This window comes from Clostridium sp. UBA5712 (genome assembly GCF_002419845.1).
GTDB classification, from domain to species: domain Bacteria; phylum Bacillota; class Clostridia; order Clostridiales; family Clostridiaceae; genus Clostridium_J; species Clostridium_J sulfidigenes.
Map to the genome: position 1 here is coordinate 355,833 of NZ_DIGW01000011.1, position 22,792 is coordinate 378,624.

17 protein-coding genes are annotated in these 22,792 nt (G+C 31.1%); 9 read left to right on the forward strand and 8 right to left on the reverse strand.

Annotated features, from left to right (window positions below; all coding sequences use genetic code 11):
• Positions 1 to 33: 33 nt before the first annotated feature.
• Positions 34 to 1,230, reverse strand: a complete 1,197-nt coding sequence (ygeW, locus tag B3B03_RS07955) for a knotted carbamoyltransferase YgeW (RefSeq protein WP_346876952.1) — start codon at positions 1,228 to 1,230, stop codon at positions 34 to 36.
• Positions 1,231 to 1,645: 415 nt separating this feature from the next.
• Between ygeW and B3B03_RS07960 the strand changes: the two genes are divergently transcribed.
• Positions 1,646 to 3,019: a nucleobase:cation symporter-2 family protein gene (locus B3B03_RS07960; protein ID WP_346876953.1), complete on the forward strand. Its 1,374-nt coding sequence runs from the start codon at positions 1,646 to 1,648 to the stop codon at positions 3,017 to 3,019.
• A gap of 121 nt (positions 3,020 to 3,140) precedes the next feature.
• Here B3B03_RS07960 and xdhC read toward each other — a convergent pair whose 3' ends face one another.
• The 4 genes from xdhC to B3B03_RS07980 all read right to left on the reverse strand — a co-directional run bounded on the left by xdhC (position 3,141) and on the right by B3B03_RS07980 (position 8,302).
• A complete protein-coding gene (gene xdhC, locus B3B03_RS07965; protein WP_346876954.1) occupies positions 3,141 to 3,614 on the reverse strand; it encodes a xanthine dehydrogenase subunit XdhC in 474 nt (157 codons plus the stop codon).
• A 14-nt stretch (positions 3,615 to 3,628) separates the two neighbouring features.
• Complete coding sequence (xdhB, locus tag B3B03_RS07970) at positions 3,629 to 4,486, reverse strand: xanthine dehydrogenase subunit XdhB (protein ID WP_346876955.1); 858 nt, start codon at positions 4,484 to 4,486, stop codon at positions 3,629 to 3,631.
• A 104-nt stretch (positions 4,487 to 4,590) separates the two neighbouring features.
• Positions 4,591 to 6,882, reverse strand: coding sequence for a xanthine dehydrogenase molybdenum-binding subunit XdhA (gene xdhA / locus B3B03_RS07975; RefSeq protein ID WP_346876956.1), 2,292 nt, complete (start codon positions 6,880 to 6,882; stop codon positions 4,591 to 4,593).
• Between the two features lie 103 nt (positions 6,883 to 6,985).
• Positions 6,986 to 8,302, reverse strand: coding sequence for an amidohydrolase family protein (locus B3B03_RS07980; RefSeq protein ID WP_346846556.1), 1,317 nt, complete (start codon positions 8,300 to 8,302; stop codon positions 6,986 to 6,988).
• Between the two features lie 411 nt (positions 8,303 to 8,713).
• Here B3B03_RS07980 and nuoE point away from each other — a divergent pair, with 411 nt between their 5' ends.
• From nuoE to B3B03_RS07995, 3 genes are read left to right on the forward strand one after another with little or no spacing between them, the layout of a single operon-like run.
• Entirely contained in the window at positions 8,714 to 9,190 is a 477-nt protein-coding gene (gene nuoE, locus B3B03_RS07985) for an NADH-quinone oxidoreductase subunit NuoE (RefSeq protein ID WP_035133630.1), read from the forward strand.
• 18 nt (positions 9,191 to 9,208) lie between these two features.
• A complete protein-coding gene (locus B3B03_RS07990) occupies positions 9,209 to 11,104 on the forward strand; it encodes an NADH-quinone oxidoreductase subunit NuoF (RefSeq protein ID WP_346846555.1) in 1,896 nt (631 codons plus the stop codon).
• A 22-nt stretch (positions 11,105 to 11,126) separates the two neighbouring features.
• Positions 11,127 to 12,860, forward strand: coding sequence for an NADH-dependent [FeFe] hydrogenase, group A6 (locus B3B03_RS07995; protein WP_346876957.1), 1,734 nt, complete (start codon positions 11,127 to 11,129; stop codon positions 12,858 to 12,860).
• 145 nt (positions 12,861 to 13,005) lie between these two features.
• On the opposite strand, the gene B3B03_RS08000 is transcribed toward B3B03_RS07995, so the two are convergent.
• Both B3B03_RS08000 and B3B03_RS08005 read right to left on the reverse strand, forming a co-directional pair.
• Entirely contained in the window at positions 13,006 to 13,605 is a 600-nt protein-coding gene (locus B3B03_RS08000) for a lysine exporter LysO family protein (RefSeq protein ID WP_035133637.1), read from the reverse strand.
• 1 nt (position 13,606) lies between these two features.
• Complete coding sequence (locus tag B3B03_RS08005) at positions 13,607 to 14,044, reverse strand: LysO family transporter (RefSeq protein ID WP_346846553.1); 438 nt, start codon at positions 14,042 to 14,044, stop codon at positions 13,607 to 13,609.
• Positions 14,045 to 14,232: 188 nt separating this feature from the next.
• Between B3B03_RS08005 and B3B03_RS08010 the strand changes: the two genes are divergently transcribed.
• Both B3B03_RS08010 and B3B03_RS08015 read left to right on the forward strand, forming a co-directional pair.
• On the forward strand, positions 14,233 to 15,048 hold the full coding sequence (locus B3B03_RS08010; RefSeq protein ID WP_346846552.1) for a hypothetical protein: 816 nt from the start codon (positions 14,233 to 14,235) through the stop codon (positions 15,046 to 15,048).
• 77 nt (positions 15,049 to 15,125) lie between these two features.
• A complete protein-coding gene (locus B3B03_RS08015) occupies positions 15,126 to 16,478 on the forward strand; it encodes an NCS2 family permease (RefSeq protein WP_346846551.1) in 1,353 nt (450 codons plus the stop codon).
• A 73-nt stretch (positions 16,479 to 16,551) separates the two neighbouring features.
• Here the strand turns inward: B3B03_RS08015 and B3B03_RS08020 are convergent, their stop codons facing one another.
• Positions 16,552 to 18,444, reverse strand: a complete 1,893-nt coding sequence (locus B3B03_RS08020; protein ID WP_346846550.1) for a glutamine synthetase — start codon at positions 18,442 to 18,444, stop codon at positions 16,552 to 16,554.
• 435 nt (positions 18,445 to 18,879) lie between these two features.
• Between B3B03_RS08020 and B3B03_RS08025 the strand changes: the two genes are divergently transcribed.
• The 3 genes from B3B03_RS08025 to B3B03_RS08035 all read left to right on the forward strand — a co-directional run bounded on the left by B3B03_RS08025 (position 18,880) and on the right by B3B03_RS08035 (position 22,787).
• On the forward strand, positions 18,880 to 19,494 hold the full coding sequence (locus tag B3B03_RS08025; protein ID WP_346846549.1) for a 3'-5' exonuclease: 615 nt from the start codon (positions 18,880 to 18,882) through the stop codon (positions 19,492 to 19,494).
• Positions 19,495 to 19,532: 38 nt separating this feature from the next.
• Positions 19,533 to 20,699 (forward strand): amidohydrolase, encoded by a 1,167-nt coding sequence (locus B3B03_RS08030; RefSeq protein ID WP_346876958.1) that lies wholly within the window; start codon positions 19,533 to 19,535, stop codon positions 20,697 to 20,699.
• A 336-nt stretch (positions 20,700 to 21,035) separates the two neighbouring features.
• Positions 21,036 to 22,787: an ATP-dependent metallopeptidase FtsH/Yme1/Tma family protein gene (locus B3B03_RS08035; protein ID WP_346877187.1), complete on the forward strand. Its 1,752-nt coding sequence runs from the start codon at positions 21,036 to 21,038 to the stop codon at positions 22,785 to 22,787.
• The last annotated feature ends 5 nt before the right edge of the window (positions 22,788 to 22,792 follow it).

A 22,792-nucleotide genomic window follows, 5' to 3' on the forward strand; every position in this document is an offset into this window, starting at 1 on the left:
GTAAATACATAATTTAATTAATCTATTTACTCTTTATTTTTCTATAAATCTCGGCTTATCTTCTTCCAGCAATTTCTCAAAAACAGATATAGGATCCTTAACTTTACTTAAGAACATCATGGCAGCAATAATATATGGTTTATATCCAGCTTCACGATATAGTAATTCACGGTAACGATTAAATACAGATTCTCCTACTTCTCCAATTTCACAACTTACACCTGTTATATCCGCTGGTAAACAATGAAGATATAATGCTTTACCATCCTTAGTAAGCTCCATCATTTTTTCATTGCATTCCCAATCCTTATATCTAGCATTTTCTTTCAACAATTCTTTTTCAAGTTCATTAATACCTGCTATATCCCTCTTTGAATATAGTTCTGTACGTTTTTCCATAGCTTCAAATGGTGCCCAGCTCTTTGGATAAACTATATCTGCGTTTTCGAAGGCTTCTTTCATAGAATTAGTCTTTGTAAAGCTTCCACCATTTTTCTCTACATTTGCCTTAGCAACTTCCTCTACTTCAGGAAGTACATCATATCCTTCTGGATGTGCTAATACAACTTCCATTCCCATTCTTGTCATAAGTCCAATAACTCCTTGCGGAACCGAGAGTGGTTTTCCATAAGAAGGTGAATAAGCCCAAGTCATAGCTAATTTTTTACCTTTTAAATTTTCCACTCCACCAAAATAGTGAATCAAGTGTAATAAATCCGCCATACATTGAGTTGGATGGTCTATATCACATTGTAAATTAATCAGAGTTGGACGTTGTTCTAATACTTCATCAGCATAACCTTCCTGAACAGCATTAGAAACTTCTTTCATATAAGCATTACCCTTTCCTATAAACATATCATCTCTAATTCCAATTATGTCTGCCATAAAAGAAATCATATTTGCAGTTTCACGGACAGTTTCTCCATGAGCTATTTGAGATTTTCCTTCATCGAGATCTTGTACCTCTAGCCCTAATAAGTTACACGCACTAGCAAAACTAAATCTAGTTCTAGTAGAATTGTCTCTAAATACCGAAATACCTAATCCACTATCAAATATTTTCGTCGATATATTATTTTCCCTCATTGTACGAAGAATATCAGCAACAACAAATACTGATTCTAATTCTTCGTTACTTTTTTCCCATGTTAAGAAAAAATCATTATTGTACATCTCCCTGAAATCTAGTTTTTTAAGTCTCTCCATAAGGGTTTTAATATTCTCCACAAAATCCACTCCTCAATTTATTAATCTCCTATTCCAAAATAAATTTATACTTACATTTTTGAAATTCGTCATAATTTCCTCTTACTGACTAATTAATCAAATTATAACTCCCATTACATTTAATGTCAATATTCAAATCAGATAATTCAAACTATTCTATTCTATTTATTTTATGTAAATTTATTGCATTTCATCCTCTTGATTGGTAAAATTTAAATAATTTAAATTTATTCATTTCAAGCTTAAATTATTTTATTATCTTAATATTTATTCATATCCTTATTATACTTATTCATAAACTATAGTTAAGTATATATTTTTTCTTTATTTTTTATATTAACTGGTTAGTAAAATATTTATAGCACTTCACGCATTATGCATAAGATATAATTATAAATTTAGAGGGGGAATTAAATTGCAAACAACTAACGCTCCAAAGAAATCGCTTCTTAGAATTAAACTAGATGACAAACCACCTATGAAACAAACTTTAATTCTTGCATTTCAAGCAATTTTTGCATGTTTCAGTGGTATAGTAGCAGTTCCACTAGTAGTAGCTGGTGCACTAGGATTAAAAATATCTGATACATCATTTCTGGTTTCATGTGCCCTATTTGCTTCTGGTCTTACAACACTTATTCAAGCTAAAGGTATTGGACCCATAGGAAGCAAGCTTCCATTTATCATGGGTACCTCCTTTGCTTTTGTAAGTCCGGCTATTGCCATCGGTAGCACTTATAACGGCAATATGACTTTAGGTATTGCTACCATATGTACAGCTACAATGGTAGGTGCCTTACTAGAAGTAATTCTAAGCTTTTTTATTAACCATGTTAAAAAAATTTTTCCACCACTTGTTACTGGTACTGTTGTTACTATGATAGGCATCACTATCATTCCTGTTGGAATTGATTGGTTAGCTGGAGGCTCTGGAAACCCAAACTATGGAGATCCTAAATTTTTATTGCTTGGTGCTATTGTCCTAATTATTATTATAATTACCAATCAATCTAAAAATACTTTTATAAGTTCTTGCTCAATATTTATAGGTATATTATGTGGATATTTATTAGCTATACCTCTCAACTTATTAGACACTACTCCAATATCTGCTGCATCCTGGATTTCTATTCCTAGACCTCTTAAATTCGGAATTAAATTCTCTATACCAGCGATTATTAGTTTTTTAGCTGTTTATCTAGCAACTACTGTAGAAACTGTAGGTGATACTCTAGCTATTGGAGAGGCATGTGAAATTGAGGTTTCTGACAACCAACTTTCTGGAGGTGTACTTTGTGATGGTCTTGGATCAATTCTAGCTGGATTTTTTAACTCTACTGCAAATACATCCTTTAGCCAATGTACTGGCCTTATAAATGTTACAGGAGTTGCTAGTAGGTTTGTTATAATTATAGCTGGAATAATATTATCTATAATGGGTCTGATACCAAAATTTGCTTCTTTAATATCAATTATGCCTAGTCCAGTTCTTGGAGCTGCTGGTATAGTTATGTTCGGTTCTATTGCTTGTTCTGGTATTAAAATTCTAGGCAAAGTTGATATGACTAGAAGGAACATTTTTGTAATTGGGATATCTTTTGCTTTAGGTGTAGGTGTCATTGTTAGACCTGAAGCTCTTAGTATGTTCCCAGAATCCTTACAAATAATTTTTGGTTCTGGTGTAACAACTGCAACTATATTTGCTGTAATATTAAATTTAATCTTACCTAGCGATAAGTCTCAAAAACCTGTTATTAAAACTAAATCTGGTATGTCTTTAAGCAAATAACTACTTTGTATTCCCCAAATCTATATAAGAGATATAGAAAGTTGATCACGACTCTTTATATCTCTTATTTTTCCACAAAAAATTCCAGCCTAAATATCAACTGGAATTTTTTCTATTCAATTTATTTCTTAAGGGATTTTTTTGTAGCATTAAATATTTTTTGATATCCTGTACATCTACATAAATGTCCAGATATTTCTCTTTTTATTTCTTCATCAGTATAATCCTTACCACTATTTACCAATGCTGTAGTTGTAAGTACTAATCCTGGAGTACAGAATCCACATTGAATTGCACCCTCTTCTATAAATGCCTTTTGCACCTTTGATAAGTTCCCATTTTCTGATACCCCCTCTATAGTTAAAATTTCTTTTTTATCAGCCCAAATAGCCATATAAATACATGAATCTATAGGTATTCCATCCACTAGTACTGTACAAGCTCCACATTCTCCAACTGAACATCCTTGCTTTACCCCTGTAAATTGAAGTCTATTTCTCAATACATCTAACAACGATTCTCGTACATCTACTTCTAAATTATAATTTTTTCCATTTACTTTTACTGATATCCTTTTATAATTCTTATCAATCATAATAAAATCCCACCTTATTTAGTTACTTCATAAATACCTCGTACTGTTAATTCTTTTATTAAATGCTCCCTATAAGCCTTTGATGCTCTCCATGAGTCTCTAGCACTTGCTGATTTTACTGCATATTGTGCAATATTATTAATATTTTTTTCTGAATATTCTAAACCAAGGGCATACTTCTCTGCATCCTTACATCTTATAGGAGTAGGCGCAGCTACTCCTAACGCTATTCTTAAATCTTTAAATTTATTTTCCTTCTTACTAGCTACAACGCATACACCTAGCATAGAAATATCCATTGCCTTTCGATTACTATACTTAATATATGTTCCTCTTACTCCCTCATAGTCTTTTTTTTCAATAAAAATGCTTATTAGAATTTCATCTTTTCTTATATTAACCTTTCCAGGACCTTCGTAGAATTCCTCTATTGGAACTATTCTCTCCCCCTTAAAACTTCTAAGTCTTAATTTAGCATTAAATGCAAATAAACTTGGTGCACTATCTGCTGAAACAGCTCCATTACATACATTCCCTCCAATAGTGGCCATATTTCTTATTTGTGGTCCTCCCATAGATACAGCACCTTGCCCTAAAGCAGGAATAAAATCTTTTATAATTTTATTTCTATATATATTAGTAAAGCAAGTAGTGGAGCCAATTTCTATGGTGTCATTTTCTAGAACCTTTATGAAGTCTAATTCTTTTAAATTTTTTAGACTTAAAAGTTCTACTTCTTCCATATCACCATGATGCAATTTAATTAAAACATCAGTTCCACCAGATATTATTTTTAGATTATTATTTTCATGAAGAATTTTTACTGCCTCTTCTACACTTCTAGGCTCTTGTATATTCTTAATATCAAACATTTTTATCTTTAATAGAGATTTAACACTCTACTAAAATTCACCTCCTTCTATATTTATATAGTCTACTAACTATACAATCTGCACTCTTAAATTTAAGGTAAATCCTATATTAAGCCCTCTTCCTTAAACTTTTCAAATACTCTTTGTGGATTCATTGGTATTCTATTAAAAGCAACACCAGTTGCATCTAAAACTGCATTTCTTATAGCTGGGGCTGGAGAAAGTGTTGTATTTTCGCCTAGAGATTTTTGTCCAAAACTTCCTGCATCATCTGGAATTTCTACAAATGCTGAACCAATATTAGGCGTGTCTAAAATAGTTTGTAATTTATAGTCTAAAAGATTGTTATTAAGAGCTCTTCCAGTCTTCTCATCAAATATCATTTGCTCTGATAAAGCATATCCTAGTGCCATACTTACACCACCGTGAACTTGCCCTTCTGCTAGCATTGGATTAATTATAGTTCCAGAATCATGAATATTATATATTTCTACTACGGTTATTTGACCAGTTTTTATGTCTACTTCAACCTCTGCAAAGGTTGCTCCATAAGCAACTACATTAGTCCTTATATTAACAGAAGTGTCACTAGTTATAGGAGAACTGTAAATCCTATCATAAAATGATTCTAACGCTATATGCTCAAGAGAACAGACAACTATACCTGTTGTTTTTTCAACTACATTACAATCAACTATATCCATTACCTCTGGATTGAGGCCATTTTTTCTGCTAGCAAACTGAAGAACTTTACTCTTTACCTCCATAGCAGCTTTTTTAACTGCAGCACCTGTAACAAAAGTTTGTCTTGATGCATAAGCACCTGTATCAAATGGAGTAATATCAGTATCTTGATTTGAAATTACATGAACCATATCAATTGGAATTCCTAAAACCTCTGAAGTCATTTGTGCAAATATAGTATCACTACCTTGACCAATTTCTGTAGCCCCGATTTGCAACTGTACTGAACCATCTTGATTCATCACAATCCTTGCACCTGCTGCTTCTAGAGCTACGGGATAGGTACCTGCAAAATAACTAAAACAAGCCATTCCCACTCCATGTCTTAAACTACCTATTTGATTTTTATATAGCTTTTTCTTTTCATTCCAATTTATTAATTCCATTCCCTTTTCAAGACACTGTGATAGTCCCATGGAGCGCACCACATTTTTGGAGGATGGATCTACATGATTTTGCTTCACCAAATTTTTCAATCTGAATTCCACAGGATCTATATTTAGTTCTCCAGCAATATCATCTAAATGACTTTCTAGAGCAAATGAAATTTGTGGAACTCCATATCCTCTCATAGCTCCTGCTACCGGCATATTAGTATATACAGTTTTAGGCTCATATTTTATAGCATTAAAATTATATAATGGTCTAAATTTACTCCCACAGCTCATGGTCACTGAATGTCCATGAGATGCATATGCTCCATTATTTACTAAGTTCTTTATATCTATTGCTAGTAACTTACCTTCCTTAGTAACTCCAGTTTTAAATGTAAATCGCATAGCATGACGAACCCTTGTGTCTATAAAACATTCTTCTCTAGTTAATGCATATCTAACTGGTCTTCCATTAACCGCAAGTGTCATTGCTGCAGTTAATGGCTCTATAACAACATCTTGCTTATTTCCAAATCCACCACCTATATATGGCTTTATAACCCTTATTCTTCCCCATGGCATCCCTAGTGCCTGTCCTACTATCCTTCTTACAATATGTGGTATTTGAGTAGAAGTTACTATTACAATTCTTCCATCTGACTCCATATAAGCATACGCACTATGATTTTCCAGATGACAATGTTGTACAGTACTAGTATTAAATTTACCTGTAAATACTTTGTCAGCTTCTTTTAACTCTATTTCTACGTCTCCTACTTCATTGCCAAAAGAGCTAATAATATTATTTTGTCTTTCTTCATGTATTATTGGGGCACCTTCTTTTATAGCTTCTTCCTGATCCATTACAAATGGCAACACTTCATATTCTACATCTATAAGTTTTATAGCTTTTAGAGCTATTATTTCATCTATGGCCACAACTGCCGCCACTGGTTCTCCACAAAAGCGAACTTTATCAGTAATGATTAATCTATCTTCTACATCTCTATGTGCTTCATCAAAGGTCCAAGGATGTCCGGCCGTTGCAAATTTTATTTTTGGTAAATCTTGATAAGTAATTACTGCTTCAACACCATCTAAATTTTTTGCTTTAGAAACATCAATACTTCTTATTTTTGCATGGGCATAAGGACTTCTAAGCACCTTTCCTATTAGCATTTCCCTTTCAAAATAGTCATCAGCATACTTAGCCTTCCCTGTAACCTTTGCCACACCATCTAATCTAGATACACTACTACCTATTACCTTATAATTCATAATTCTCTTTAGCAAGATTATAATCCTACTAAAGCACCTCCCTTTATTCTTACTGATTAATTAGTCACAAAAATATATAACTATACAAGCTTTTTAGTGTTTTCTATAACTTTAACTCTCTACCTACGTAATTTCCTTTTTCATTACCTACCAATTTTCCATCCTTTATAATAAATCTTCCCCTTGAAATAGTCGTAATTACTTTACCTTTTACATCTAGTCCTTCATATAAATTGTAGTCACAATTGGAATGAGAGTATTTTATTTTATGTCTATCTAAAGGGTCAAATATTACAACATCAGCATCTGATCCTGGGAGTAACGTTCCTTTTTTAGGATATAAACCATGAATCTTTGCTGGATTCTTTGTAAATTTATCAATTATTTTATCACCAAACATTGTATACAATAAATTAAAAGAATATTCTATTCCACCTATTCCCATAGGAATTAAATCTAAAGTTGCTCTTGCTTTTTCATTAGATTTAAATGGACAATGATCAGTACCTATTACACTAACATGATCTATATTTTTTCTTAATTCATCAATTTCTTCTAAAGACCTAAGAGGTGGTGTTAAGGTATATAGAAAACCATCCTTTAATAAATAATTATCTTTAGATAAATAAAAATATTGAGGGCAGCTTTCTATAAATAAATTTTTATTTATTAAACTTTTATATAAGTCCGTAATTCGTCTTAAAGATTCTCCTGAACTAAGGTGCACAATATACATATACCCATCCATATTCTTAGTCATTTCAGCTAAAGTTAAAACTTCTGTAGTCTCACATAATGTGGGTCTATTTTCTTCATGGGATCTTACTGGAAACTTTCCCTCTCTGATTAGCTCTTCATTTTCACTATGAGACATAAGTATAACCTTCATTCTTTTCGAAATTTTCAGTAAATTACTGATAGTTCTTAATCCAGTTTTTCTATTACTGGAACTATAAGTAGTAAAGAATTTTATGCTACAAATTCCCCTCTTTTTAATCTCCTCAATAAATAGTTCTTCATTATCCTGAAAATTTGCAATAGTACTATGAAATCCATAATCTACAACAGAAACCTTTGCTTTTCTTTTTCTGTCTACAAAAGCTTTTTCTAACTCTTCAATATTTTTTACTGGATCTAAAAAATCTATAAATGTAGTAATTCCACCATATGCAGCTACTATAGAACCATTGTAAAAATCATCAGCAGAAACCTCATTACCCACCCTAAGCTGAAAATGTACATGAGGATCTATAAATCCTGGTAATACATAATTTCCTTTTGCATCATAAATATCTTTTGATAAGAAAATATCCTTTGACAGGTTTTTAATAATTCCATTATCAATGTACAAATTTCCTCTAATAAATTCCCCTTCCACATATATATTCCCATTGACTATGGCTAAATCATAACAATTCACAATATCAACCCCACATATTTGCTTTATAATAATATTTTACCATTATTTTCTTTTATTTACCATAAAATATTATTGTACTAATAGAAATTATTGATATGAAATATTAAATTAAATTCTCTAATATGGCTCTTGATAAACAGAGTTCTAAGCTTCAGAGGAAGTATTCCTCCCACGGAAGCTTAGAACTCGTTATCCAGGGACGTAGCAGCTCTTTGCTACCGCCTCGAAGAAGATGGAGTATTAGAGCTGGTAGTCATCGGATAAATATTTATTGTAATAGATTACATTTTTTTAAAATCCCACTATACAAATCTTTAAAAAAGTATTATACTGTTAGTGATTTGATGAATTATTGAAAATATTTTGTATATTTTCAATGTTAAACTTATTTAGTAAGGGGGTATTTTTTAAGTGTGTTGTAACTTAGAAAAAAATCAAATGTTTAAGGAATTAGAAGACTTTATTAATTCCTTACCTGTCAAAGATGGAGCTTTAATAGAGGTTTTGCATAAAGCTCAGCATATCTTTGGATATCTACCTAAGGAAGTTCAAACTTTCGTCGCTGATAAACTAAATTTACCTATATCTAAAGTTTATGGTGTTGTAACATTTTACTCATTTTTCACTACTGAACCTCGTGGTAAGAATGTAATAAATGTGTGCATGGGTACTGCATGTTTTGTTCGTGGTGCTGGAGATGTTCTTAAAGAATTTGAAAAAGAACTAGGTATTAAATCTGGACAAACTACAGAAGACATGAAATTTACACTAGGTTCTTTAAGATGTGTTGGTGCTTGTGGTCTAGCTCCTGTTTTAACTGTAAATGATAAGGTTTACGGTCACTGTACTCCAGACCAAGTAAAAAGTATATTAGCTGAATATGAGTAGAATTAGGAGGTAACAAAGTTGAATAAAATAAATTCCTTTGAAGAATTAAACAAAATTTATCAGGAATACAAATCATCCCTTGATATTAGAAAAGCAACTGGTATCGATGGCTTTGTTTGTGAAAAAAATAACTATAAAAAAGAAATACTTATTTGCGGAGGAACTGGGTGTAAGTCTGCACAAAGTGATTTAATTAAAGATAACCTTGAAAAAGAAATTAGTAAGTTAGATTTGGAAGATGAAGTATACGTTTCCATAACTGGTTGTTTTGGTTTCTGTGAAAAAGGTCCTATAGTAAAAGTTACTCCAGATGATGTGTTTTATGTTCACGTAACTCCTGAGGATGCTGAAGAAATCATAAATGAACATATTGTTAATGGAAATGTTGTACAAAGATTACTTTACGAAGAGCCAACTATAAAAGAAAAAGTTAAGACTCAAGATGAAATGACTTTCTATAAGAAGCAAGTTAGAATAGCTCTAAGAAATTGTGGATTAATAAACCCTGAAAATATTGATGAATATATTGCCGAAAAGGGATATCTAGCTCTTGGAAAATGTCTAACAGAATGCACTCCTGATGACGTAATAAATGTTATATTGAAATCTGGACTAAGAGGAAGAGGCGGCGGCGGCTTTCCTACCGGAAAGAAGTGGCAATTTGCAAAAGGCTATGATGCTGATCAAAAATATATTATTTGTAATGCCGATGAAGGTGATCCAGGTGCATTCATGGATCGTTCGATTTTAGAAGGAGATCCAAATAGTGTTCTTGAAGCTATGGCTATAGCTGGTTATGCTATAGGTGCTACTAAAGGTAATATATATATTAGAGCTGAGTATCCACTAGCAATTCAAAGACTTAGAATTGCTATAAATCAAGCTAGAGAATATGGACTCCTTGGTGAAAATATACTAAATTCAGGCTTTGATTTTGATATTGAAATTAAATACGGAGCTGGTGCCTTTGTATGTGGTGAAGAAACTGCTCTTATTCATTCAATAGAAGGTAACCGTGGAGAACCAACAAATAAACCACCATTCCCTGCTGAATCTGGACTTTGGAATAAGCCAACTTGCGTTAATAACGTTGAAACTTTAGCGAATATTCCAGCTATTATTAATAATGGTGCAGATTGGTTTAGTTCAATCGGCACTAAATCTTCCGCTGGTACTAAGGTTTTTGCTCTTGCTGGTAAAATTAATAACGTTGGTCTTGTAGAAGTGCCTATGGGAACAACTTTAAGAGAAATTCTTTTTGAAGTAGGTGGAGGAATTAAATTTGATAAAGAATTCAAAGCTGTTCAAACAGGAGGACCTTCTGGTGGATGTATTCCTAAAGAATTTTTAGATACTCCTATTGACTTTGATTCTTTAAGTGCTATCGGTTCTATGATGGGATCTGGTGGAATGATAGTAATGGATGAAGATAACTGTATGGTTGATATAGCTAAATTCTATTTAGAATTTACAAAAGAGGAGTCTTGTGGTAAATGTACACCTTGTAGGATTGGTAACACTCGATTACTTGAAATTCTTGAAAGAATATCAAAGGGCGAAGGTGATTTAAGTGATCTGGATAAGCTTCAAGAGCTTAGTAACACTATAAAAGATACTTCACTTTGTGCTTTAGGACAAACTTCTCCTAACCCTATTCTTAGTACAATGAAATATTTCTATGATGAATATAGAAGTCACGTTGTAGATAAGATTTGTCCAGCAGGAGTTTGTAAGGACCTTATGAAATTTGTTATTACTGATAGATGTATTGGCTGTACTAAATGTGCAAGACAATGTCCAGTTGGCTGTATCGAAGGGAAAGTTAAAACTAAGCATGTAATTGACCATAGCAAATGTATTAAATGTGGTGCATGTAAATCTAGCTGTCCAGTTGATGCAATAGATCTAGTTTAATAATTTAAAAGAGGTGAAAGTATTGAGTTTAGTTACACTTAAAATAAATAATAAAGAAATATCAGTGGAGCAAGGAACCACAATTCTTGATGCTGCACGTAAGCTTAATATAAAAATTCCTACCCTTTGCTACCTAAATCTTCATGATAAAAAGACAACTAATAAACCTGGTTCTTGTAGAGTTTGTGTAGTTGAAGTGGAAGGAAGAAAAAATTTAGCACCATCTTGTTGTACAGCTGTTGCTCCAGGTATGGTTGTTAATACTAGTACTCCAAGAGTAATAGCAGCAAGAAAAACTATAATTGAACTTTTATTATCAGACCATTCTATGGATTGCTTAACCTGTCAAAAAAATTTAAATTGTGAACTCCAAGAGCTTGCTAGTACTTATGGAGTAACTAATTTAAAATATACTGGTTCAAAATCTGTAGCTGTAAAAGAACTTAAAAATCCATCTATAGTAAGAGATACTTCTAAATGTATTTTATGTAGAAGATGCGAAGCTGTTTGTAGCCAAGTTCAAAATGTTGGTGCAATTGGACCAATAAATAGAGGTTTTAATACCACTATAAGCACTGCATTCTTTGAAGAGCTAAATAATAGCGCTTGTACTTTATGTGGTCAATGTATAAATGTTTGTCCTACTGGGGCATTAATGGAAAAAGATAATACTATAGATGTATTAAACGCTATAGGAAATAAAGATAAATTGGTAGTAGTTCAAACTGCTCCGGCTGTTCGTGCAGCACTTGGAGAAGAATTTGGTATTAAAGAAGGTGCTGTTACTGGCAAGATGGTTGAAGCACTAAGAGAACTTGGTTTTGATAAGGTTTATGATACTGATTTTGCTGCAGATTTAACTATTATGGAAGAAGCTACAGAATTTCTAGGAAGGTATAAGAGTGGTGAAAATCTTCCTATGATTACTAGTTGTTGTCCTGGATGGATTAATTTCATAGAAAAACATTATGGAAACCTATTAAATCTTCCATCAACATGCAAATCTCCTCAACAAATGTGGGGCGCTATTGCAAAAACATACCTTGCTGAAAAACTGGGTATACCATCGGAAAAACTTTATGTTGTATCTGTAATGCCATGTGTTGCCAAAAAATCCGAAGCTAATAGAGAAGAATTTGTCAATGAAAATAATAATCCAGATATCGATGTAGTTATAACTACAAGAGAATTAGCTAAAATGATTAAACGCTCTGGATTAGAATTTGCTTCTCTACCTTCCTCTGATTTTGATACTATTATGGGTGAATCTACTGGTGCTGGAGTTATTTTCGGAACTAGTGGTGGCGTTATGGAGGCTGCTTTACGTACTGCTTATGAATGGATTACAAATAGCACTTTAGAAGAACTTGATTTTAAATCTGTTAGAGGCCTTGAAGGAATCAAAGAAGCTTCATTAATTATTGATGGTAACAAAATTAATATAGCTATTGTAAATGGACTTGCAAATGCAAAGAATTTGTTAGATAATATAGAAGATACATCTAAAAAATATCACTTCATTGAAGTTATGGCATGTCCAGGAGGATGTATAAACGGTGGTGGTCAACCATATTCTAATGAGCAATATTCATTAATAGAAAAAAGAATGAATGCTCTTTATAGTGAGGATGCTAATAAGGTTATAAGAAAATCTCATGAAAACCCTGAGATAATAAAGCTTTATGATGAATTCCTTGGAAAACCTAATGGAGAAAAATCTCACCATTTACTTCATACTCACTATATAAATAGATAAACACCTTAATTTAGTTATTAGTTATTAGTCCCTAACTAATATAAATATAAACATAAAAATGATGGTATAAATAACTTATTTATACCATCATTTTTATATAGTTCCTTATTTACAATTATAAAAATTAAAAACATATAAAGTAATATTATCCTAAGTTATAAAAGAATGTTACAAATACTGGAACTAAAGAACTTAATATAACTCCATTTATAAATGCTATTACAGCTATCTCTGGATTTGTTGCTTTAGCTATAAGTGGTAATGTTGTATCCATAGAAGTAGCTCCTGCAGGTGCTATGGCTGTGTAGCCATTCAGCTTTTTAGCTAATATTGGAATTAAAATAACTGTTATCATCTCACGGAATACATTTGTTAAAAATGCTATAGCTCCTAAAGTATCTCCACCCATTTCTTTAAGCATTACTCCTGATAAGCTATACCATCCAAATCCTGAACCTATAGCTAAGCTCTCATTAAGAGCCATATTAAATAGGAATCCTACTAAAAGTCCTCCTAGTAAACTACCTACAATTCCTCCAAATGGTACTAACAAAACCTTAAATCCTGCCTTTTTTAGATCTTTAAATATGGTCTTGTTGCCACCTACATCTATACCAACTAAAAAGATTAAAACAAATAATGAAATGGATGCAAGATTATCAATACTACTCATTATTTCTGGTGGAAACACAAAATAACCACAACCCATTCCAACTAATATAGATACTATTATTATGTACGTCATATTACTTGTCCTCCCCACATGCCTCATTTAAAAGCTCACTACACTCTTCAATTACAACATTTTCATCTTCTACAATCTCTGCATTTAAAATTTCACTATGAAATTCAGTAACCACTTTTTCATTTTCTATTATTTCCGCATTTAAGATTGATTCTTCCTTGGGTAATTGATTTTCTTTAGGCATAAACTTTTCTGATAAAATGTACACAAGTACTATACTTACACCTATTGTAGCTACTGCAAATAAAAAAGACTTTAACCCTATGGTCGGAAGATTTTTTATTATGCCCTTATCAGCTCCTATAGAAGCTCCCATAGAAAATAATAAGAATATTACACCAAGTTGTTGTAATTTACCATTTATAATTTTCCCCTTCTCACCTAATTTTAGAAAGTACCCTACAATGGCACCGAGTATTAATGCAATTAAAATTTCCATATGTCCCCCTCCTCTACCACGTTATTATATCATAGATTTGGAAACAGTTACATTATATTTAGATTATTTTTATTATATTTAACTTTATACCTTTATACATGAAATTATTTGTAATAATAATGATAAATATATTTAATCTTGAATATATATAGGAATATATTAAAAATTGATAAATAAGGAGTTATAATATGAAGAACATCTTTATGCCCTACTATATTAACGGTGATACTATTAGAGATATGTATAAAATTGCTATAAATCGATATGAAAACATTGAAATAAGTGGAAAAAGAGAAGAAACTACAATTCAAGCTACTCTACCATTGTCCGAACTAACTTGTGGAAAAATTATTCAAGGTTCAGCTACAGTAACTTTATCTAAAAGTACTCAAAGAAAATCAATAGATGAAATAGAGAATTCATCTATTAATATATTTATAAATCTAGAAACTTTATTAAATCGAAACAATGCAATCAAATCTTTAAAAATATATAGTGACCTGAATACAATTTCTCCTGGAGATATTGTAGAATTACAGTGTACTATAGAAAAATCAGATAGTACTTTAGAACTTTTAAGAAATACATTAGAATTACTTGAGTTTCAACAAATAACTTCTGATATAGATAATACCTCTATGATTAATTGGATAAAAAGAAATATAAAATCTTTAACAGAAGATAAAGTATTAAAATATCCTGTCTCCCTTCCTTTTGATTCTGATTCTTTAGTCATTACTTCTGTTTGTAGTAAACATGCATCTATGGACATAGAGTGTTATATTGGTAGACCTTGTACAATTGTTGGTGAAATAGCAAGTTATGACTATCCCCAGTCAAATCATAATATTATTGATAGTAACCCTTTAGTATCTAAATTATTATGGGATTTTATTACATCTCATAGCAACTATAAAGACTTTGTTTCTCATTTAGACTATAATAATGAATTTCCTTCTGATAAGAAAGTGTTGGAAATTGTACCTTTTATAATTTATATGTAATAAATATCTTGTTTTAGTAATATTTATAGATTATGCTAATATTAATAATTATATCTATTAATATTAGGGGGATTTATATGGACAAGTATTTTAAACTTACTGAAAACGGAACTAACGTAAAGCGTGAAATTGTTGCTGGAATTACCACTTTTCTAACAATGGCTTACATTATTGCTGTAAATCCTAATTTCCTTAGTACAGCTATGGGTGATGGTACTGCTGGAGCACTTGTAACTGCTACATGTCTAGCTGCGGGACTTACTACTATACTCATGGGACTATATGCTAATGCACCTTTTGCACTGGCATCTGGTATGGGACTTAACGCCTTCTTCGCATTTACAGTATGCGGTGCCATGGGTGTTCCATGGCAAGTGGCACTTACTGCTGTTTTTGTAGAAGGTATAATTTTCATTATTCTTTCTGTAACTAGAGTGCGTGAAGCTGTAGTTAATTGTATCCCACTTACAATGAAGTACGCTGTTACTGCTGGTATTGGACTTTTTATTGCTTTTATAGGTTTAACAGGTGCAGGTATTGTAGTGTCTAATGAAGCTACCCTTGTATCTCTAGGTTCTATGGTAGCTCCTGGTGCTATAATCGCAGTTATTGGCATTCTTATTATAGCTATTTTGAACTCTAAAAATATCAAAGGAGCTATGCTTTGGTCCATTCTGATTTGTTCTATAATTGGTTGGATATATGCAGTTATAAATCCTGAAGGAGCTACCGCCGCTGGCATATATCTTCCAAATGGATTATTCAAATATGAATCTATTAAATCAATTGCCTTCAAGCTTGACTTCTCTGTATTCACTAATAGCTCAGCTATTCTTAATTTTATAACAATTTGTCTTACTTTCTTATTCGTAGACTTCTTTGATACTGTTGGTACATTAGTTGGAGTATGTTCTAAGGCCAATATGCTAGATAAAGATGGTAATGTGCCGATGGCAAAGAAAGCTCTACTTGTAGATGCTATAGGAACCACCTTTGGTTCTTTAGTTGGAGTTTCAACCGTTACTACTTATGTAGAAAGCGCAGCTGGAGTTAGTGAAGGTGGAAGAACTGGGTTAACAGCTGTTACTACAGGTATTTTATTCTTATTGGCAATGTTTCTATCTCCAATATTTATAGCTATACCAGGTTGTGCTACAGCTCCTTGCTTAATTTGGATTGGTTTTATGATGCTAGAAAGTGTTATGAAAATAGACTTTACCGATTTTACTCAAGGCTTCCCTGCATTCATTACTATAGCCGCAATGCCATTATGTTATAGTATCGGTGATGGTCTTACCCTTGGAATTCTTTCATATACATTAATAAACTTATTAAATAACATATTTGGTAAGAAAGAAACTAAAAAACCAATCTCAATAGTAATGTATATTCTATCCATCATATTTATACTAAAACTTATATTTATGTAATTTATGTTTTAGTTATCATTAATTTAAAAAGGTAATCACCGAAAATTTTTCAGTGATTACCTTTTGTTTATATCTATATATCCATAAGATTTCTTCTATAATTCATATATAATCTTCTTAGGATTCTCATATCTTCATCTACAATTAATTGTAACTCAGATAATTCCTTATAATTTTTATCATTAATTGCTTCTCTCATTTGAGTAAATAAGCTTCTACTTACATAATTATCTTTCATAAGTTTTTCTCTTAGCTTATTTATTTCACTCCATTTTTCAAGATCATACTCCATAAAATCATCGCCATTAGATCTTCTAATGTTTCTAATTTCATTAGAATAGTTTGGAAGAATTCTATGCTCTAACTCAGTAGTCCATCTTTCAAGTACAGCTTCCTTATATCCTTTAATTACTTTATTAGTTATTACTCCATCTTTAGTTAAAACATGTACTCTCGATTCATCATCAAAAGCTAATAAATTTTCATATACAGTACTTGGAGCCTTACCAAAATACTCTTCTCTTTCTTCCTCTGTATAGAATTCAAATACATCTTCTTCACTTCTATAACATCTGCCTTCCTCTAGGTAAGAAGTTTTTTCACCTGGTTTTTTAGAAAGTTCTGCTAAAAGTTCTTCTCTACTTTTATTATTTGTAACTACATAGCTTATTCCATCTACCATAGATATTATAACTGAAGATAATACTAAATAAATATTTGTATTAGGATTTGGTGATCTCAACTCAAACCTAGTAGCCATTGGATTAATTGCATCTCTCACTAGTCCAACAAGAATAGTTCTATTTCTTGAAGGCACATCTTTAGTAAATCCTAAGGAAGTTACTATACATACTGGTGCTTCAAAGCCTGGTTTTAATCTTTGTAATGCATCATAATTTGAAGAAACAAAGGGGTTTATTACTTCATAATTCTTTAATACTCCCATTATTGCTCCATATCCTACTTCACTTAAAAAGTCTTTTTCAGCATAACTGTGGAATAAATTCATCTTCTTACCATTTTTAAGCTTTAAAGTAACGCCTACATGTAAATGTTCTCCATTTCCTGCTACCTCTTCAATTGGTTTAGCTTGGAATGTAACTTCAAGACCATTTTTTCTAAAAGTTTCTTTTATTAGACCTCTTACCAAAAGTTCATTATCACAAGTTTGAAGGGCTGTAGAAAACTTCCAATCCACTTCTAATTGTTCCATTATGTGAGTTAGAACTCCAGACTCAGATAGTTTAGCTTTAACTCCCCCTACTTCTTTATGACCCATTTCTGGTTCTAGTCCATATTTAGCTAATAAATCTAAAGATTTTTCCAGTGCTGTTCTTACAGGACCCTTAGTTCTCTTCCAGTACTGCTCCTTTAATACTTGGGAAGTGGATAATTCTTCTATTTCAGCTAATTCATTTGGAGTATTTACCCAAAACTCTAATTCTGTAGCTGCTGTAATACTTACGTCCTCTATTTCATCATAGTTTATGTCAAAGTTAGTTAAAAATTGTGGATTTTCTTCAAATAACTTCATCATAGAAGCTCTAAAGTGATCTACAGAATTTTTTAGTATGTACCTAGAATCTACGGCAACATCTTCATGGTATAAGTGACATGGCATTCTAATAGTTCCTACTGGTTTATTTGTTTCTTCATCTATATAATCATAATTATAATCTACATACCAATTACAAGTTAAATCAACCTTCATATCTACCTTTGCATTATTAAGGGTAGCTATTCCCGGTAATATTACAGATGATCCATCAGTCTGGACAGCTGTACCATGTAAAAATGTCTCAATATCTTCTATGAAATTTTTAACAGGAATTTTTTCGTCTGTATCATTACCTAAAAAGTCAATACCAACTAGAGAAACAAATCTTATTTCCTTATGCTGCTGAAGTATTTTTAGTAACTCCTCTTTATTTTGTTTATTAGTAGGTATTACAAATAATAAACTCATATAATATAAGCCCCCTTTTATAATTGTGTTCAATATTTGCATTATAGCATAATATAAAAACATTGAATATAATTAATTTTGTTAACAATAAGTTAATATATATAGTTTTTTTTCGACCTTTTATTAAAAATATATTAATTTTTTACTTTTTGTTAATATATAATCCTTTACATTGTAAGTTAAACCTTTTCACTTTACGTAAAATATATAATTAACCCAATATAAAATTTACCTAAATATTTTAATGTTTATAATATTTCTTTTCATTCAAATTATTCTTTCTATTAATTATACAATTTATACAAATTATAGAACTCTAAAATTATTCAGTATATTGACATAACTTTAATAGAATTATACTATTAATTTATTGGCTAAAGTTGACTAAATTTAGTAAATATATAGTTTATATTAGAAATTAAGGAGAATACATTTATGAAATTATTATTTTTCGATACTGAAACTACTAGTATAAAACCCGGTAATATATGTCAATTATCATATATTACTGTTGATACTAGCACAAAACCTCAAACAACAGTAGGTAAAAATTATTTCTTCACTGTAGAAGAAATGAATGAAAGTGCTGAAGCTATACATGGCTTTTCTTTAGAAAAGCTCTACGAACTGAGTAATGGAAAGTATTTCGAAGATACTTATGAGGAATTTATAGATGATTTTATCAATAGTGATATAATTATTGGACACAATGTTCAATTTGATATTAAATTTTTAAAAAGCGAACTAGAATTTTTAGATATTCCTTTTAATCCTAAAGGTTCATTTTGTACTATGTCATATTATAAAGAAATATGTAAAGCTACTAATTCTAGAGGCTTATTAAAAAATCCTTCTCTTGGAGAAGTGATAAACTTTTTAAACCTTAAGGAAGATTTTCTTCAAAATAAATGTACTTCTCTATTTGGTAAGACATCTGGCTATCATGATGCAAGATTTGATACAACTTGTACTTATATGTTAGTAATTCAAGGAATAAAAACTGGATTAATTCCTCCAAAATTTTTTACTAATATGTTACAATTTAAGTAATACTGTGAAGTAAAACTTTTATTTTAGGAGTGATTTAAATGATAGCTATTAAAAATGTTACTATCCACACTATGGCAGAAGATGAAATTATCAAAAATGGTGTTATACTAATTGATAATGGCAAAATATGCAACCTTGGTTCAAACATAGCAATTCCCGAAAACATAGAAATTATCGATGGAAAAAATGGCTTTTTAATGCCAGGTATTATTGATGCTCATTGTCATATTGGAATGTGGGAAGATGGATTAGGATTTGAAGGTAGTGATGGAAATGAAACTACTGATCCAGTTACGCCTCATCTTAGAGCTATAGATGCAATAAATCCTGTGGACAAATGTTTTCAAGAAGCATTAGAGGCTGGTATTACAACTGTAGCAACTGGTCCTGGAAGTGCTAATGTAATAGGTGGAACCTTCGCAACTATGAAAACTTATGGGAAAACTATAGATGATATGGTTATTAATGAATGTACCGCTATGAAATCTGCCTTTGGAGAAAATCCTAAGCGAGTTTATAGTGGTAAAAAAGTTACTCCAAGTACTAGAATGGCTACTGCAGCTATCCTTCGTGAAAATTTAATAAAAGCTAAAAATTATGTAGAAAAACAAGAAGCCTTCAAAAATGGTAATGCTAAAGCTCCAGACTTTGACATGAAGTTAGAAGCCTTAGCAAATGTCATTAGAAAGGAAATTCCATTGAAATCTCATGCTCATAGAGCTGATGATATTCTTACTGCTATTAGAATAGCTAAAGAATTTGATTTAGACCTTTCTTTGGAACATTGTACTGAAGGACATTTAATAACCGAAAGCCTTAAAGATGAACATATAAAATCTATAATTATAGGTCCAAGCTTATCTGATAGAAGTAAAGTGGAACTGAAAAATTTAACATTTAAAACTCCTATGATTTTAAACAAAGCTGGAATAAAAGTTTCCATTATGACAGATCACCCTGTAATTCCACTTCAATATATATCTCTATGTGCTGCCCTTGCTGCTAGAGAAGGAATGGATGAAGAAGAGGCTTTAAGATCTATTACCATAAATCCAGCTCGTGCAATAAATGCTGATCATAGAGTTGGTAGTATTGAAGTAGGCAAAGATGCAGATATTATAATATATAATGGACATCCTTTTGATCTTAGAAATACTGTTAAACTTGTAATGATTGATGGTAAAGTAGTTAAAAATCAACTTTAATTTAATTAATCATTAATTTAAGTATATAAATAAAATATAACAGAATATTATTAGGGGGATTCCTTATTTAGAATATACCTAGTTACATTGATATGTAACTAGGTATATCTTATTATTACATATTATTCCACTTATCTTTACAATTCTACCATAACTTACATTTACAAATCTTAGGTTAATTTGTGGACTTTAGTTTTAAATTTTGTATAATACTAATTACAGCATTAAACAATCTTTTTATAGATAAAACCTTATTCTTTAATCATTTTATATTGTATATATTAAATTCTATTTTATAAAAAGATATATACAAATTTTAAGGAGGTAAGATTATTGATAGATAACATTAAAAAGAATTTAATTATTATTCCTTTAAGTATTTTAGTATTATCAATTGTAGCTTTAATTTTATTAAATATAGGTGCAGCTACAATCCCCTATAAAACATATTCAGATTTTTTACTGGACTTAGAAAGTAATAATATATCTAAGGTATCCATGTCTCAAACACCTAAAATTACTGTTATAGATAAGTTTGGAAAAAAATATTCTACAGATAATCCTAATAGTAATACTCTTAAAGAAACTCTTTTAAAAGAAGGTATTACAGTTGAAAGTTCTTCCACTTTACCAACAAATCAACGTATAGCAGTTATATTCCTCAGTCTTTCTGCTGTAACTACTATATTTATGACTATAAAAAGGAATAGTTCTGGTGGAACAATGACTTCTATTACTGCAATTGATGGACAAAGTGTTTCTAAGGATAAATTTAACTTTAATTCTGTAGCCGGTAATGATGAGGCTAAAGAAAGTTTAAAGGATATAGTAGATTTTCTTAAAAATCCAGAAAAATATGCTTCTTACGGCGCAAGAATGCCTAAAGGTGTAATTTTTTATGGAGATCCTGGAACTGGTAAGACTCTATTAGCAAAAGCTATAGCTGGTGAAGCTAAGGTTCCTTTCTATGCTGTATCTGGTTCAGACTTTGTTCAGATGTATGTTGGAGTAGGTGCAAGTAGAATTAGAAATTTATTCAAGAAAGCTAAGACTCATGGTAAAGCTGTTATTTTTATTGATGAAATAGATGCTATAGGTAAGCAACGTAGTTCTAATAAATCTGGTAATTCTGATGAAAAGGATCAAACCTTAAATGCTCTTCTAACTGAGATGTCGGGATTTAAAGAAAGTGAAGGTATTGTAGTTATAGCAGCTACTAATAGACTTGATATATTAGATGAAGCTCTTTTAAGACCTGGTAGATTTGATAGGCATATAGAGGTATCTCTTCCAGATATTAATGCAAGAGAAAAAATATTAAATCTTCACTTTAAAAATAAACCAGTAAGTGATATGAACATAAGAGATATCGCACATAATACAGCCTATTTTTCTGGTGCTAAATTAGAAAATTTAGTGAATGAAGCTGCTATAATTGCATGCAAAGAAGATGCTCCATATATCACTGGTGAACATATGGATAAAGCCTTTTCAATAGTAGTAGCTGGTCATGAAAAATTAGATAAAGAAGCCCTTAAAGAAGAAGATATGAAAATTACTGCTTATCATGAAGTTGGACATGCATTGATTTCCCACTTAAAAGTTCCAGAAGAAAAAATCTCTAAAATAACTATAATCCCTACCTCTAAGGGTGCAGGTGGATACACTTTAACTATAGGTGAAGATAACACCTACCATAATCTAGATTATTTAAAAAGAAAAATTATGGTTTTATTGGGTGGAAGAGCTGCCGAAGAAATTATCTTTGGCGAAGAAAAAATAACTACTGGAGCCTTCAATGATTTAAAGAAAACTACCAATATAGTTAATAATATGGTATGTGAATATGGTATGGGAAAATCTCTAGGTCTTTTAAGACTTTCAGAAATGCAAGGAATACCTACTGATTATTATACTACAGTAGTATTGGAAGAGTGTAAATCTGTACTGGATGAATTGTATGAAGAAGTTAAAAACACCTTAAATAATAATTTAGATTTATTAGTTAAGCTATCTGAAGAATTACTTTTAAAAGAAACTCTATATACTGATGACATTCTTAATCTAATATATGGTAAAACAAGCTAATCTAT

Coding starts and splice junctions, on each gene's coding strand:
- B3B03_RS08030 (WP_346876958.1), top strand. CDS start 19,533: ATGATAGCTATTAAAAATGTTACTATCCACACTATGGCAGAAGATGAA.
- B3B03_RS08015 (WP_346846551.1), top strand. CDS start 15,126: ATGGACAAGTATTTTAAACTTACTGAAAACGGAACTAACGTAAAGCGT.
- B3B03_RS08000 (WP_035133637.1), bottom strand. CDS start 13,605: ATGACGTACATAATAATAGTATCTATATTAGTTGGAATGGGTTGTGGT.
- xdhC (WP_346876954.1), bottom strand. CDS start 3,614: ATGATTGATAAGAATTATAAAAGGATATCAGTAAAAGTAAATGGAAAA.
- xdhA (WP_346876956.1), bottom strand. CDS start 6,882: ATGAATTATAAGGTAATAGGTAGTAGTGTATCTAGATTAGATGGTGTG.
- B3B03_RS08010 (WP_346846552.1), top strand. CDS start 14,233: ATGAAGAACATCTTTATGCCCTACTATATTAACGGTGATACTATTAGA.
- B3B03_RS08020 (WP_346846550.1), bottom strand. CDS start 18,444: ATGAGTTTATTATTTGTAATACCTACTAATAAACAAAATAAAGAGGAG.
- xdhB (WP_346876955.1), bottom strand. CDS start 4,486: ATGTTTGATATTAAGAATATACAAGAGCCTAGAAGTGTAGAAGAGGCA.
- B3B03_RS08025 (WP_346846549.1), top strand. CDS start 18,880: ATGAAATTATTATTTTTCGATACTGAAACTACTAGTATAAAACCCGGT.
- B3B03_RS08005 (WP_346846553.1), bottom strand. CDS start 14,044: ATGGAAATTTTAATTGCATTAATACTCGGTGCCATTGTAGGGTACTTT.